The organism is Malaciobacter canalis (assembly GCF_008000835.1).
In the GTDB taxonomy this organism is placed as follows: domain Bacteria; phylum Campylobacterota; class Campylobacteria; order Campylobacterales; family Arcobacteraceae; genus Malaciobacter; species Malaciobacter canalis.
In genome coordinates, this window is record NZ_CP042812.1 from 1,235,846 (window position 1) to 1,249,804 (window position 13,959).

A 13,959-nucleotide genomic window follows, 5' to 3' on the forward strand; every position below is an offset into this window, starting at 1 on the left:
AGTTTTAATCTTTACAAAGTCTAATTGATAAATAAAAAAAGGATAAAAAATGGCTTTAATTACAAGAGGGAATACAAATAAAACTGTAGTTGCATCATCAAGTGCTGATTTAAAAAGAGAAACAGTAAATGATAAAGCTAGAAAAAGAACACTTGCTAGACAACAACAAATTAGTGAGTCTTTATCAACTAGTGCAAGTGATTTATTAAATAGAACACAAGAAGCAGTTAGTGCAGTAGAGCAGTTAAAATCAGCAATGGAGCAAATATCTTCAGCAGCAGAAGAAAATGCAGGAGCAGCAGAAGAGTCATTAAGTGCGGTAAATCAAATACAAGCTAATACAAATAGAATTATTGAAGAATCAACAAAGGGTTCAGAAGATTTGAAAGAGGGACAAAAATCTTTAAATCAATCGGTTACAAATATTAAACAAAGTGCAAATAGATTAGAAGATGCATCAAAAACAGCAACTGAAATATCAAACAAATCAAAAGATTTAAAGAAAGCATCTGAAAATATTGGAACTTCTGTAGACATGATTGCAGATGCAGCAGAGCAAACAAATCTTTTAGCTTTAAATGCAGCTATTGAAGCAGCAAGAGCAAAAGAGCATGGAAAGGGTTTTGCAGTAGTTGCAGATGAAACAAGAGCTTTAGCAGAAATAAGTGCAAAAAATGCACAAGATACTGGTGATGTTGTAGGTAATATTCAAAAAAGTGTAGATGATGTTGAAAAAAATATTGATGAGGTTCAAGAAATAGTAAAAGGTGCTGCTAATGAAGGTAGAGATGTTATCTCAAAAGCACAAGAGTTATCAAAGATTTCAGGTAGTGCAGTAGAAAAAAATAATATTTCAAATGATAAATTAAGAGCATTAATGGATGAAATAAATACAATGCAAAAATCTTCAGATTCAATTGCTAGTGCGGCAGAAGAGCAAAATAGTGCAGTAAATCAAGCAACTTCAGCTATTGAAATGCAAGCTTCTGCATTAGCTCAAAGTGAACAAGCAGTATCACAGCTTAGTGATTTAGCAGATGATTTAAAAAATTCAACTGATGCAATCAAAGATGCACAAGAAGTAGCAAGTGTAGCAGAAGAACTATCAAGTGCAATTGAGAATATAGATAGAAGTATTAGTGAAATTGTAGGAGCTTTAACTCAGATTGAAAATGCAACAGAATTAGCAAAAAACGATGCTACTACAAATAGTGAGACAGCATCAAAATGTACAGACTATGTTAATGAAGCAAATGATTTATTGAACTCTGTAAAAGATGATACAGATAAGTTAAATAATGATTTAGATGAGCTTACTAGCCAAATTGATAAGATAATTGATTATATTAGCAATAGTGTTGATAAGGGATCATTTACTACTGTAGAGATGATTGCTGTTGAAAAAGATGCTAAAAAAATTAATAAAATTTTAAGAAAAATTGAAAATGTTGTATCTCAAACTACAACTTTAGCAGTAAGTGGAAATATAGAAGCTGCAAGAGCAGGTGAGTTTGGAAAAGGTTTTGCTGTTGTTTCAAGTGATATTAGAAACTTAGCTTTAGATGCAGGTTCAAATATTGAAAAAATTGTAGATACCATGGAAGTTTTAGAAGATGAAGTTTCAAATATTGTAAAAGATTGGAAAAATGCTTCATCAAACCAAGAAAAAGAAAAAAATGTATTAATATCAGTTAGAAATGAGTTAAATGAAGTTGTTGAAGATGCAAAGAAAACTTCTGTAGTCTTAGAAAGATTACTTAAATTAAATGATGAAAATAGCGCAGCTTTAACACAAGCAAAAACGGGAAGTGAACAAATTACAAGTGCAGCAGCACAAGCTCAGTCAAATGCAAATGAAAGTAAAAGTGCAGCTGATTTAATTCAATCAACAGTTCAAAAAATGAGTGAGTTAGTAGAAGAGATAGCAGTTGCAGCTGATGAACTTCAACGAGGATAAGGAGTTGTTATGTCTACACCTATAAATATACTATCTGTAAAAATAGGAGAAGGTTTATTTGCTTTTGATGGTGCAAAAGTCGAGCAGATATTAAGAGTGCCAAGTATTACATCAATGCCACTTACAAGTAATTCTATAAAAGGAGTTTCTAGTATAAGTGGTAAAACTACAACAATTGTAGATATGGCAACAATATTAAATAAAGTTGAAGTTGATACTTCAAGTAAACAAGCAAGAGTATTAACTATAAAATATGAAGATAAGGAGTATGGAGTTTTAGTAGATGCTGTTTTAGAGATGGAAAGTGTTGAAGAAGAGAACTATGAAGTTTCAAAAAAAGATAATTCTAAAATTTCTGGCTTGTATAAAAAAGATGAAAAAATCTATCAGATAATTGATACAGATATTGCAATAAGTTCTTTAAGTTTAGTTAATTACTCACCAGTTTTGCTTGATAAATTTGGACAAAATAATCAAGAAGAGGATAATCAAAAAGTAGAAGATTTAAACAATCTTAGATACATTTTTCTTACATTGGGTGAGGAATATTTTGCTATATCATTAGAAGTAGCAAGAGAGATTATTTTTATTCCAGAAAATATTACAGGAATTTCAGAAGCAGGGAATGGAGTAATTGGAATGATTACTTTACGAAATGAACTTATAATTGCACTTGATTTGAAAAAGATTATAAATATTGATGAAAAGCAAAATATTACAAAAGAACAAGAAAAACAGAAAAGATTTTTGCTTTTAAATTATGAGGGAAAATCAGTAGCACTTTTAGTTGATAGTATAAATGAAGTTAAAGATATACCAAGTGAAAAAATTGAAGTATTACCAAGTAGGTTTGCAGATAGTAAAGTTGAATCAATATTTAAAGATGAAAATAAAATTACTTCAATTATATCAACAGTTTTTCTTAAAGATTTAGCAAAAGAGTATGTTATTGAAGAGGAAGAACCTAAAAGAATTGATGATGAGTTAAAAGCAAAGGAGAGTGAAATGAGTGAAATCGCAGCATTTAAGATAAAAGATGAAGAGTTTGCACTTGATATTCAAGATGTTCAAGAGATTATAAAATATACACAAGTAACTCCAATACCTGAAGCACCTGAATTTGTTGATGGTTTAATAAACTTAAGAGGAGCAGTAATTCCTATTGTATCTTTGCCAAATAGATTGGGTTTTGAAAAAGAGATTACTTCAAAAAGTAAAATTTTGATTTGTGATTTAAAAGGTGAAAAAATAGGTCTTTTTGTTGATGATGTTAATGAGATTATGTTTATAAATGAGCAAGATATTAATCAATCTAATAGTGAAGATAGTTTATTTAGTGAAGTTATAATTTTAGATGAGGGAAAAAGAATTATTTTAAAACTAAGAATTACAGAGCTTTTAGATGATAAAACTCTTGATGATATTAAGATAATAAAAGAGAAAGAAGCTTCGTAAAATAAGGAAAAAAGATGGCAAAAAGTATTTTGATAGTTGATGATAGTGCACTTATAAGAAAACAACTTGGGCAAACACTAGATAGAGCAGGCTATGATATAGGTTTTGCAAAAAATGGTCAGGATGCTATTGAGTTTGTAAAAGAGTTTGATTTTGATGCAATTACTATGGATATAAATATGCCAATATTGGATGGGGTAAGTGCAGTAAAGAAGATTATGGAAATTAATCCAACACCTATACTAATGGTGTCTTCTTTGACAAGTGAAGATGCAGATATAACTTTTGAAGCTTTAGATGCAGGAGCTATTGATTTTATTTTAAAGCCAGGAACAATCTCTTTAAAGCTTGAAGAATCAGAAGAAGATATATTAAGTAAAATAAAAGCTGTAACACAAATTCCAAAAAATAGACTTAGAATCAGAAAAGAGGCAACAACACGAAAAATAAACTTATCTAAAACAAATATGGAAGAGAGCAAAGCTATTATTCAGGCTAAAGGTTCAAAGCCTGATGGCTTAGTTCTTATTGGTAGTAGTACAGGTGGACCTAGCCATATAGAAGAAATTGTAAATAATATTCCTGCAAACTATCCCTTTGCTATTTTAGTAATACAACATATGCCAGAAAATTTTACAAATGGTTTTGCAAATAGATTAAATAATTATTCAAATTTAAATGTTCAAGAAAGTAAAGTAGGGGATATTATTCATAAAGGAAATATTGTAATAGCAAAAGGTGGTTATCATATGACTTTAGCAAAAAAAGCAAGTGGTAGTTTGATAATAAAACATCAAGAAAAGAACCATAGATTTTTTACTCCAAGTATTGATGAATTATTTTTAAGTGCTTCTAAGGTGTATGATTGTTCAAAGATTATGGCTATTGAATTAACAGGTATAGGAGATGATGGAGCACAAGGAATGCTGGAACTAAGACAAAAAGGAGCTTATACTCTTGCCGAAGATGAAACAACATCTGTAGTTTATGGGATGCCAAAAGCTTGTTGGGAAAATAAAGCTGCTTTGAAAAAGCTTCCTTTTCCAAAAATAATAGATGAAATCTTAGCATTTCCAAATAAGTTTAATAAGGAAGATTAAAATGGCTTTAAAGAAAAAACAAACAACACAACAAATAGAAAGTAAAATTTTTGAAGATTATATTCAAGCTCAAATAGTATTTAAAGATATAAACAATAGTGAAGATTTAAGGGTAGATGCATTGGAGTTTTTAATTAGCGAACAATCAATAAATCATATGCTTAAGTTAACAAATATGCTATTTGGTGAGAATAAAATTGAAGATCATATTTATATTGATATTATTTTTAATAGCTTTCATGGGAAAAATAAAACAGATAAAGATTATGATGAGTTATTAAAAACACTTCAAAGTACAAATGTGTATTTAAGAAATATGGCTATTAAATATCTTCAAGAATCTAATGAAGAAGCAATTTTTTTTATAGAAAAACTATTAAAAAATGATGATAAAGATATTAGGATTTTTGCATTAAATATTTTAGGAGATGTTAAGTATGACAAAAGTATTGATATACTTCGATATTTTTTAGTTTTAGAAAAAGATATAAATGTAATTATGACAGCTGTTGATTATATAGGTGAAATTGGAAGTATTGATGATATCGCTTTACTTGAATCTTTAAAATTAGAGCATAAAGATAATCAATATCTAATCTTTGGAGTTGATTTAGCTATTGATAAAATAAAAGGATAAATCATGATAAATGAAAAAGACTATATAAAATTAACTGATGTAATATATAGAAGATCAGGAATATCAATTGGCGAAAAAAGATTTAATATATTAAAACCTAAACTAGAAGTATATATGAATAAGCAAAACTATAAAACTTTTAGAGAATTTTTTCATGCAATTAGGTTTGATAAAACAAATGAAAAGATGCAAGATTTATTAAATATTATAACAATAAATGAAACATATTTTTTTAGAGAAAATTACCAGTTTGAAATTTTGATAAATAATGTACTTTATGAGCTAGATAGAATAAGAGCTATTGATAAACCAATTAGAATACTTTGTGCTCCAAGTTCCACTGGAGAAGAAGCATATTCAATTGCACTTCATTTATTAGAAGAAAAATATTTAGTGGAAAAAAGAGATTTTGAAATAGTAGGAATTGATATTGATTCAAATGTAATTAAAAAAGCAAAAAGTGGAACATTCTCTAAAAGAAGTGTTGAGTTTTTGCCTTTGAAAATTAAAGATGAGTATTTTAAAGAAAATGGCTTATTATATAATATAAATGATTTTTTAAAGGAAGTTGTTGATTTTAAAGTAATTAATGTAATGGAAAAAGAAAGAATGAAAAGTTTAGGTAAATTTGATGTTATTTTTTCTAGAAATATGCTTATTTATTTTGATGAAGCAAGTAGAAGAGAAGTTGCTACTACATTTTATAATATGTTAAACCCTGATGGATTTGTTTTTTTAGGTCATGCAGAATCAATGAATAGAATAAGTTCAACTTTTAAAACAAGAAAATATGGACAAAATATAGTTTATCAAAAATAAGGAATAATCATGAGAAAAGAAGGGAATAAATTAGTTTTAAAAGAAGAAATAAATGATGGCATGTTAGAAGATTTTATTAGTAAAATAAATAATAAAAGAATTGAAATAATTCAAATTGAAACTGATAATATTTGTGCATTAGCTTTGCAACAACTATTTTGTATAAATAAAGAAAAAGAAATTATATGTAAAAATAATTTTCTATCTTTGTTTTTTGAAAATATAGAGTATAAATAAAACTATTTATACTCTGGTTCTTTAAGTTTTTTAATATTTGGGTTAAACTCATCCATTATTGTTGGTTCTTCACCCACATCTTCATCTAAAATCCATGGTTCTCTTGCGCTTAATTGTTCATTACCAGATCGTGCTGGTGTGTTTTCTAAACTTAGACTTTTTAATAATCCAGCTATCATAATAATTATAATAACTGAAAAAGGTAATGCAGCTGTTATAACTGCTGCTTGTAAGGTTTCTAATCCTCCTGCTAGTATAAGTACACCTGTTAATAATGTTAAAATTATTCCCCATAAAACTCTATGTACAGCAGGTGGTGTTGTTGAGCCTGCTGATAAGATTGTAGTTATTACTAATGTTCCTGCATTTGCAGAAGTGATTAAATAAGTAGCAATTAAAACAATCATTAAAAATGACATTATTTCTCCAAGAATACCAACTTCAAGATTTTCAAGCATAACAAATAGTGCAGAAGATATATCATTGTTTACAGCTGCAACTATATCTTTTCCTAAAAATAACTCTTCATATAAAGCTGTTCCTCCAAATAGTCCTATCCAAACAATTGTGATAAGTGTTGGTGTTAGTAGTACTCCTGCTACAAATTCACCAATAGTTCTACCCCTTGAGATTCTTGCTATAAACATCCCAACAAATGGAGACCAGGCTATCCACCAACCCCAAAAAAATACTGTCCAAACAGATTGCCAATTTGTATCATGTGTTACATTTGTATGAAAAGTTAATCTAACTATATTTTGTATGTAGTGACCTGTTGCTTCTACTGTTACACCAATTAAGTATTGAGTAGGTCCAAATACTAGTAAAAAAAGCAATACTATTATACTTAACCAAAAGTTCCCAATTGATAAAAGTTTTACTCCTTTATTTACTCCTGAAACTACAGAAATAGTTGCAATAATCATAATTGCAGTCATTACTCCTAGTTGTAAAAATAAAGATGGCTTAATATTTAAAACCTCTTTTAATCCAGCATTCATTTGCTCAACTCCCAATCCTAGAGTTGTTGCAATACCAAAAATAGTACCAGATACTGCAAGAATATCTACAAAATCACCTAAAATTCCATCCACTTTTCTTCCAAATATTGGATATAGTGCAGAACGAATAGTCAAAGGATAGTCATGACGAAAAGAAAAATATGCCATTGTAAGTGCAATAAATGAAAAAATCGCCCAGCCATTTAAACCCCAATGAAAAAAACTAAGACTCATTCCTGTAATTGCAGCTTCTGGGGTCATAGCTGTACCTGTAAAGGGATTATTTTGAAATTGTATTATTGGTTGTGCTACTGACCAAAAAAGGATACCTACACCTGTTCCTGCTGCAAAAAGCATAGAAACCCAAGAAAAAAATGTAAATTCAGGTTGTTCTAAATCTCCCCCAAGTCTTACATTTCTATATCTTCCCATTCCAAGCCAAATCATAAAAGCTAATAAAAATGCCACTAATAAAACATAGTACCACTCTAAAAAAGGGTTTAAAAATTCCCTTATATCTTTTAAGTAAATAGCACTTTTTAAAGGAAAATATCCAGTAATAGCAACACTTAAAAGTATTAAAAAAATACTAAGTATTGACATTTTTTTATTCATTCCTTTAAATATCCCAATATTTGAAATTTCCATAAAAATTCCTTATAGTTAAAATAGAATTTTTTAAGATAACATAAATATCTTAACATATAATTAAGAAATCACTTTTGTGTAACTATGCCTAGGTAATCATATTTTTAAAGCTAGAATTAGCTCTTTTTAGATAAAATTTATCAAATTATACTAAATGGATTTTATATATGATAGTAAATATTACTTTACCAAATAACACTTCTTATGATATTACAATAAATAGGTTAAATGAAATATATTATGATACAAAAGTTGTCATAGTTACAAACCCAACTGTAAGTTCATTTCACTTAGAGTATTTAAAAGAAAAAATTACAGCAAAAGAGATAAGTGTTGTTACTGTACCTGATGGAGAACAGTATAAAAATATGCAAACAATTGATATGATTTTAGATCATTGTTTTGAAAATAGACTTGATAGAAAGTCACTTTTAGTTGCTTTTGGTGGTGGAGTTATTGGAGATATGACAGGTTTTGCTGCTTCTATTTATCAAAGGGGCATTAGTTTTGTGCAAGTTCCAACAACACTGCTTTCTCAAGTTGATGCAAGTGTTGGAGGAAAAACAGGAATAAATAATAAGTATGGGAAAAATCTTATTGGTGCTTTTCATCAACCAAAAGAGGTACTAATTGATCCTTTCTTTTTAACAACTTTACCAAAAAGAGAGTTTGGTGCAGGTGTTGCAGAGATTATTAAGATGGCTGTAACTTTTAATAAAGACTTTTTTAAATGGCTAGAAGAAAATGATTTAACAAAAGAAGAAAATATTAAAATAGCAATTCAAAAATCAGTTGAAACAAAAGCAAATGTAGTTATTCAAGATGAAAAAGAGAATGGCATTAGAGCAGCTTTAAATTATGGGCATACTTTTGGACATGTAATTGAAAATGAAACACAATACAAAACATATTTACATGGTGAAGCTGTTGGTATTGGTATGGTTATGGCAAATGAACTTGCAGTAAAGTTAGGTCATATAAGCCAAGAAGAAGCTTTAAGAGTAAAAAATTTATTAGAGAAATATAATATTCCTACAAGTTACAAAATTGAAGATGTAGAAGAGTTTTATGAGCATTTCTTTTTGGATAAAAAATCTCTTGATAATAAGATTAAGTTTATTCTTCCAAAAAAAATAGGAAATTGTCTAATTACAGATGAAATAAATAAAGATGATGTAATAGAAGTTTTAAAGGTTTTTAATTAATGAAAAAAGGTTTCTTTACTTATATTTTTGCAGCTTTATTGCTTCTTAACTTTTGTGTTTATGCAAATGAATTAGATGATGATATTTTAGATGAACCAAAAGAGTTAACAGCACAAGATTTAGCAAACCAAGAAATAGCTCAAAGACAAGCGGCTTTAAAAGAAAGAAGTATGCAAGATCTTGCTCAAATTGGTGTATTGCAAAAAAGAATAGAAGAGTTAAATGAAAAGTTAAAAGATAATATTTTATTGAAAAGATATAGTAATTATTTAGCTTATAGAAAAATATCTAAAGAGCTTGAGCTACTAAAACAAAGTGCAAAAGGTAAAGGCAAAACAGATGAGCATTATTCTCAATTAAATAATAAAATTAGAATTAAACAAAATGAGTTAGAACTTATATCTGAGTATAAAGGTTCACCAATTGGGAGTTTATTAAGTCCCCCAGAAGTTGAAAAATATGAAGATATAACTAATCCTTTTGGAATAATTAATGCATTGTCATATATAAAAAAACTTGAAAACAATAAAAAAGAGTTTATAACAATAGAAAAAGATATTGCAAATCTTATCTCTTTACTAGAAAAGAAAGTCTTTTTATATTTGGAACTATATAATTTAGATCAAAAAACTCAATATAAAGAGATATTAACTTTTTTAGATAAGCAAAAAAAAGATTTTAATATGGTACTTGAAATAGTATCAACAACAGAAGAGGTTTATACAAGAAAAGTTGAACAAGTAACATTAGAGATAAAATCACAAATTTCAACTCAAATACAGAAAATATTCACAATTTTTATAATTGTTTTTTTACTATTTTTTATATCTTTTTTAATAAAACTAGGTTTAAAAAAATACTTTTCTCAAAATGAGAGTTATTATCTTACAAATAAAATTATCAATTTTCTAGTTGTATTTATAATAGTTTTAATAGTTTTATTTTCATATATAGATAATGTTTCATATGTAGTAACAATCTTAGGTTTCGCATCAGCTGGTATTGCGATTGCTTTAAAAGATTGGTTTATGTCTATATTTGGATGGCTTGTAATTGTAACATCTGGTTCTATTCAAGTAGGAGATAGAATTAAAGTTACTAGAAATGGTCTTGAAGTTGTAGGAGATGTTTTAGATATTTCATTATTTAAAATCACTATTAGAGAGGATATAACTTTAACATCATATATGGTAAATAGAAGAACGGGAAGAATATTTTTTATTCCTAATAATTATGTTTTCTCAGAGATGATTGCAAACTATACACACTCAGGTCTTAGAACTGTTTGGGATGGTATTGATATTACTATTACATTTGATTCAAACCATAAAAAAGCTCAGCATATTGCAAAAGAGATTTTAAAACACTATTCTAAAGGATATACTGATATTACTAGAAAACAGTTATCAAAAATGAGAAGTAAGTATCAATTAAGAGCAACAGGAGTTGAACCTAGAGTTTATACTTTTGTTGAACCTTATGGTATTGTAATATCTTCTTGGTATCTTACTAACTCATATGCTGCATTGGTACTTAGAAGTACAATGTCACCTGAAATTTTAAAAGCATTTATGGCAGAAGATGATATCCATATTGCTTATCCTACTCAAAGTATTAATCTTAATGAAAAAAGAGAAAAACCAGCAGATTTACCAGAAGAGGGCAAAATTATATGATATTTTCACAGACAAAACCAAAAGTATATTTTAAAACTTTTGGTTGTAGAACAAATGTTTTTGATACTCAAGTTATGATGAGTAATTTAGAAGATTTTGAAGTAACAAAAGATGAAAAGCAAGCTGATATTGTAGTTATAAATTCATGTACAGTTACAAATAGTGCAGATTCAACTGCAAGGGGTTATATAAATCAGTTAAATAGACTTCCTAAAAAACCAAGAGTTGTTTTTACTGGATGTGGAGTATGGACTAAAGGTGAGAATTTATTTAAAGAAGATAAAGTTGATTCACTTTTTGGTCATAGTGAAAAAGAGAAAATCAATGAACTTTTGAAAAAAGAAGAGAGATTTTTTCAAGCTGGAGATTTAGAACATATTGATGATACTATTGTTGAAGAGTTTATAGGTAAAAGTAGAGCTTTTATAAAAATACAAGAAGGATGTGACTTTAGATGTAGTTACTGTATTATACCTCACGTAAGAGGTGATGCAAGAAGTTATAAAGAAGATAAGATTTTAGAACAAATAGAAAAACTTGCAAGTAATGGTTTTGGTGAGTTTATTTTAACTGGTACGAATGTAGGAAGTTATGGAAAAAAACAACATACATCGTTGGCTAAACTTCTTAAAAAAATGTCACAAATAAAAGGTGTTAGACGTATTAGAATGGGAAGTATTGAACCTATTCAAATTGATGATGAATTTAAAGAGATCATAAATGAACCTTTTATGGCAAAGCATTTGCATATTGCACTTCAACATACTTCAAAAGAGATGTTAAAAATAATGAACAGAAGAAATAAAGTTTTAAAAGATTTAGAACTTTTTGAGTTTTTAAAAGAGAATGGTTATGCTTTAGGAACTGATTTTATTGTAGGTCATCCAGGTGAGACTAATCAACTTTGGGCTGAAGCTATGGAAAACTTAAAAAGATTTCCTTTAACTCATGTTCATGCATTTACATATTCAAAAAGAGATGGAACACCAAGTGCATCTATGAAAGATATTGTAAAAGGTAATATTGCAAAAGAAAGATATAATGAATTAACATCTATAATAGAGAAGAAAAACTATGAGTTTAGAAAAAATAATACTCAAACATTAGAGGTCTTGATAGAACAAGAAAAAAATGGAAAATACATAGGATTAGATCAATTCTTTAATCAAATTGAAGTTGAAAGTAGTGTTGATTTAACAGGAGATTGGATTTTCCTTGATGATTATGAAAGAAGGCAAGATAAAAATGTCGCAAGATTCAAATAATAAGCTAGACAAAAACTTAAAACTTATGATTTTATCAGCAACCATATTGCTGGTTTTATTTATTTATACTATGTATAAAAGCAGTACTCAAATTGAAGGAAGTTCTTATTATGTAGGACTTCTTTTTTTATTTTTATTGCTAATATTTGCAATATTTTTAAAACTTAAGCAAAATAAGATTAAAGAGTTTTTTGATAAAAAAGGTATTAAAACAAGTGCTTTTGAAAAAGAACTTAGTAAACAAAAAGAGCATTCAATATCTAAAGAAGATGTAGACTCTTCAAGTAATATCAAAGCTGTTACATCAAATCTTTCATTTAAAGATGTTGCTGGTATTTCTGAGATTAAAGGTGAACTTGAAGAAATAGTTGACTTTTTAAACTCTCCTAAAAAATATATTTCCCATGGAGTTAAACTTCCAAAAGGTGTACTTTTAGTAGGTCCTCCAGGTGTTGGTAAAACGCTTATTGCAAGGGCTGTTGCAGGAGAAGCTGATGTTCCATTTTTCTATCAAAGTGGAGCTAGTTTTGTTCAAATATATGTTGGTATGGGAGCAAAAAAAGTAAGAGAGTTATTTATAAAAGCAAAAGCTAGTGCTCCTGCTATTGTATTTATTGATGAGATTGATGCAATTGGTAAAAAAAGAACTGGTACATCAAATGATGAAAGAGAAGCAACACTAAATGAACTTTTAACTCAAATGGATGGTTTTGAGGGAGATAGTGGAGTTATTGTAATAGCTGCAACAAATAAAATTGATGTGTTAGATGATGCCTTATTAAGAGCAGGAAGATTTGATAGAAGGGTATTTTTAAATTTACCAAATATAGAAGATAGAAAACATATCTTAGAGCTTTATTTAAAAGGTAAAAATATCGAGTTTGATGTAGAAAAACTTGCAGATACAACAGCTGGTTTCTCTTCTGCTGCACTTGCTACTTTGGTAAATGAAGCTTTATTAAATATGATAAAAAGAGAATCAAAAGTTTTAGAAGATGAAGATATTGAAATAGCAAAAAATAAATTGCAATTTGGAAAAAAACAAACTAAAATCTTAAATGAAAAACAAAAAGAGATTTTATCTATCTATCAAGCAAGTAAAGCTTTTGTATGTAAAAGTAAAGTTTCACTTTTTGATGAAGATGTACCTAAATTAGAATCGACTTATCCTTCATATAATGAACTTATAGAAAATATCAAAAGATATTTAGCTGGTAGTATTGGTGTTGAAGTTATTAAAAAAGAACAACATGCAGTTAATAGTGATGATTTAAAGCATGCTATGAAGATTGCTTTAAATATGGTTGAAAAATATAAGATGGCAAATGATGCAAATGAACTTATAAATAGAGTTAAAAATGAGTTAAGAGCAGAGCTTTCACATAATGCAGTTGAGATTAATAGATTAAAAGAGATTATGTTAAAAAATGAGGTAATTTGTGAAAATGACTTCTAAGTATTATAATGGATTTTGTTTAAGTAGTGAAAAAGAGCTATTTAATCAATATTTAGTTGAAAATGATTTTACTGTTAGTGGGTTTTCTTATGGTGCAATCAAAGCTTTTAAGCATGCTTTAAAAAGTGAAAAAAGAGTTGATTTATTGCAACTTTTTTCTCCAGCTTTTTTCCAAATAAATGATAAAAAATACAAAAGAATGCAACTGATGTTTTTTAAAAAAGATGCAAAAGCTTATTGTTTGAATTTTTTAGAAAACATCTCTTATCCTAAAAGTATTGATACTTCAAAGTATTTCAATCTTGGAACTTATGAACAATTAGAAGAGTTACTAACTTATGAATGGAAAGAAAAAGAGCTTAAAGAACTTATAAAAAAAGGTACTAAAATAGAAGTTTATCTTGGTGCAAAAGATAAAATAATAAAATCATATGAAGCAAAAAAGTTTTTCAAAGAGTTCGCAACAGTTTATTTTATAAACGATGCAGGACATATACTATAAA

12 protein-coding genes are annotated in these 13,959 nt (G+C 27.9%); 11 read left to right on the forward strand and 1 reads right to left on the reverse strand.

Translation table 11 applies throughout. The features are described 5' to 3' along the window. Window positions 1–49: 49 nt before the first annotated feature. The 6 genes from ACAN_RS06260 to ACAN_RS06285 are packed head-to-tail and all read left to right on the forward strand — an operon-like array spanning window position 50 to window position 6,205. Window positions 50–1,957: a methyl-accepting chemotaxis protein gene (locus ACAN_RS06260; protein ID WP_099335106.1), complete on the forward strand. Its 1,908-nt coding sequence runs from the start codon at window positions 50–52 to the stop codon at window positions 1,955–1,957. Between the two features lie 9 nt (window positions 1,958–1,966). After that, window positions 1,967–3,412 carry a chemotaxis protein CheW gene (locus tag ACAN_RS06265; protein ID WP_099335107.1) on the forward strand — a complete coding sequence of 482 codons (1,446 nt, stop codon included), beginning with the start codon at window positions 1,967–1,969 and terminating at the stop codon, window positions 3,410–3,412. Between the two features lie 14 nt (window positions 3,413–3,426). After that, window positions 3,427–4,512 (forward strand): chemotaxis-specific protein-glutamate methyltransferase CheB, encoded by a 1,086-nt coding sequence (gene cheB / locus ACAN_RS06270; protein ID WP_099335108.1) that lies wholly within the window; start codon window positions 3,427–3,429, stop codon window positions 4,510–4,512. 1 nt (window position 4,513) lies between these two features. Beyond that, window positions 4,514–5,149 (forward strand): HEAT repeat domain-containing protein, encoded by a 636-nt coding sequence (locus tag ACAN_RS06275; protein WP_099335109.1) that lies wholly within the window; start codon window positions 4,514–4,516, stop codon window positions 5,147–5,149. Between the two features lie 3 nt (window positions 5,150–5,152). Continuing rightward, the gene (locus ACAN_RS06280) at window positions 5,153–5,968 is read left to right on the forward strand and encodes a CheR family methyltransferase (protein WP_099335110.1); all 816 of its coding nucleotides are present in this window, start codon (window positions 5,153–5,155) and stop codon (window positions 5,966–5,968) included. 9 nt (window positions 5,969–5,977) lie between these two features. Beyond that, window positions 5,978–6,205 carry a hypothetical protein gene (locus tag ACAN_RS06285; protein WP_099335111.1) on the forward strand — a complete coding sequence of 76 codons (228 nt, stop codon included), beginning with the start codon at window positions 5,978–5,980 and terminating at the stop codon, window positions 6,203–6,205. A 2-nt stretch (window positions 6,206–6,207) separates the two neighbouring features. Here ACAN_RS06285 and ACAN_RS06290 read toward each other — a convergent pair whose 3' ends face one another. After that, entirely contained in the window at window positions 6,208–7,854 is a 1,647-nt protein-coding gene (locus ACAN_RS06290; RefSeq protein ID WP_099335112.1) for a BCCT family transporter, read from the reverse strand. Between the two features lie 167 nt (window positions 7,855–8,021). Between ACAN_RS06290 and aroB the strand changes: the two genes are divergently transcribed. Genes aroB through bioV form a run of 5 tightly spaced genes read left to right on the forward strand, consistent with a single transcriptional unit; the run spans window position 8,022 to window position 13,958 of the window. Continuing rightward, the gene (aroB, locus tag ACAN_RS06295; RefSeq protein ID WP_099335113.1) at window positions 8,022–9,059 is read left to right on the forward strand and encodes a 3-dehydroquinate synthase; all 1,038 of its coding nucleotides are present in this window, start codon (window positions 8,022–8,024) and stop codon (window positions 9,057–9,059) included. Beyond that, entirely contained in the window at window positions 9,059–10,735 is a 1,677-nt protein-coding gene (locus ACAN_RS06300; protein WP_099335114.1) for a mechanosensitive ion channel domain-containing protein, read from the forward strand. The genes aroB and ACAN_RS06300 overlap by 1 nt, the downstream gene beginning before the upstream one ends. Continuing rightward, complete coding sequence (mtaB, locus tag ACAN_RS06305) at window positions 10,732–12,000, forward strand: tRNA (N(6)-L-threonylcarbamoyladenosine(37)-C(2))-methylthiotransferase MtaB (protein WP_099335115.1); 1,269 nt, start codon at window positions 10,732–10,734, stop codon at window positions 11,998–12,000. Before ACAN_RS06300 ends, mtaB begins: the two co-directional genes overlap by 4 nt. Then, the gene (locus ACAN_RS06310) at window positions 11,981–13,456 is read left to right on the forward strand and encodes an AAA family ATPase (RefSeq protein WP_099335142.1); all 1,476 of its coding nucleotides are present in this window, start codon (window positions 11,981–11,983) and stop codon (window positions 13,454–13,456) included. Before mtaB ends, ACAN_RS06310 begins: the two co-directional genes overlap by 20 nt. Further along, window positions 13,446–13,958 (forward strand): pimelyl-ACP methyl ester esterase BioV, encoded by a 513-nt coding sequence (gene bioV, locus ACAN_RS06315; RefSeq protein ID WP_191287725.1) that lies wholly within the window; start codon window positions 13,446–13,448, stop codon window positions 13,956–13,958. The genes ACAN_RS06310 and bioV overlap by 11 nt, the downstream gene beginning before the upstream one ends. The last annotated feature ends 1 nt before the right edge of the window (window position 13,959 follow it).

Bases quoted from the DNA above. Each gene is read 5' to 3' on its own strand.
- mtaB (WP_099335115.1), top strand. From the start codon at position 10,732: ATGATATTTTCACAGACAAAACCAAAAGTATATTTTAAAACTTTTGGT.
- ACAN_RS06280 (WP_099335110.1), top strand. From the start codon at position 5,153: ATGATAAATGAAAAAGACTATATAAAATTAACTGATGTAATATATAGA.
- cheB (WP_099335108.1), top strand. From the start codon at position 3,427: ATGGCAAAAAGTATTTTGATAGTTGATGATAGTGCACTTATAAGAAAA.
- bioV (WP_191287725.1), top strand. From the start codon at position 13,446: ATGACTTCTAAGTATTATAATGGATTTTGTTTAAGTAGTGAAAAAGAG.
- aroB (WP_099335113.1), top strand. From the start codon at position 8,022: ATGATAGTAAATATTACTTTACCAAATAACACTTCTTATGATATTACA.
- ACAN_RS06300 (WP_099335114.1), top strand. From the start codon at position 9,059: ATGAAAAAAGGTTTCTTTACTTATATTTTTGCAGCTTTATTGCTTCTT.
- ACAN_RS06290 (WP_099335112.1), bottom strand. From the start codon at position 7,854: ATGGAAATTTCAAATATTGGGATATTTAAAGGAATGAATAAAAAAATG.
- ACAN_RS06310 (WP_099335142.1), top strand. From the start codon at position 11,981: ATGTCGCAAGATTCAAATAATAAGCTAGACAAAAACTTAAAACTTATG.
- ACAN_RS06260 (WP_099335106.1), top strand. From the start codon at position 50: ATGGCTTTAATTACAAGAGGGAATACAAATAAAACTGTAGTTGCATCA.
- ACAN_RS06285 (WP_099335111.1), top strand. From the start codon at position 5,978: ATGAGAAAAGAAGGGAATAAATTAGTTTTAAAAGAAGAAATAAATGAT.
- ACAN_RS06275 (WP_099335109.1), top strand. From the start codon at position 4,514: ATGGCTTTAAAGAAAAAACAAACAACACAACAAATAGAAAGTAAAATT.
- ACAN_RS06265 (WP_099335107.1), top strand. From the start codon at position 1,967: ATGTCTACACCTATAAATATACTATCTGTAAAAATAGGAGAAGGTTTA.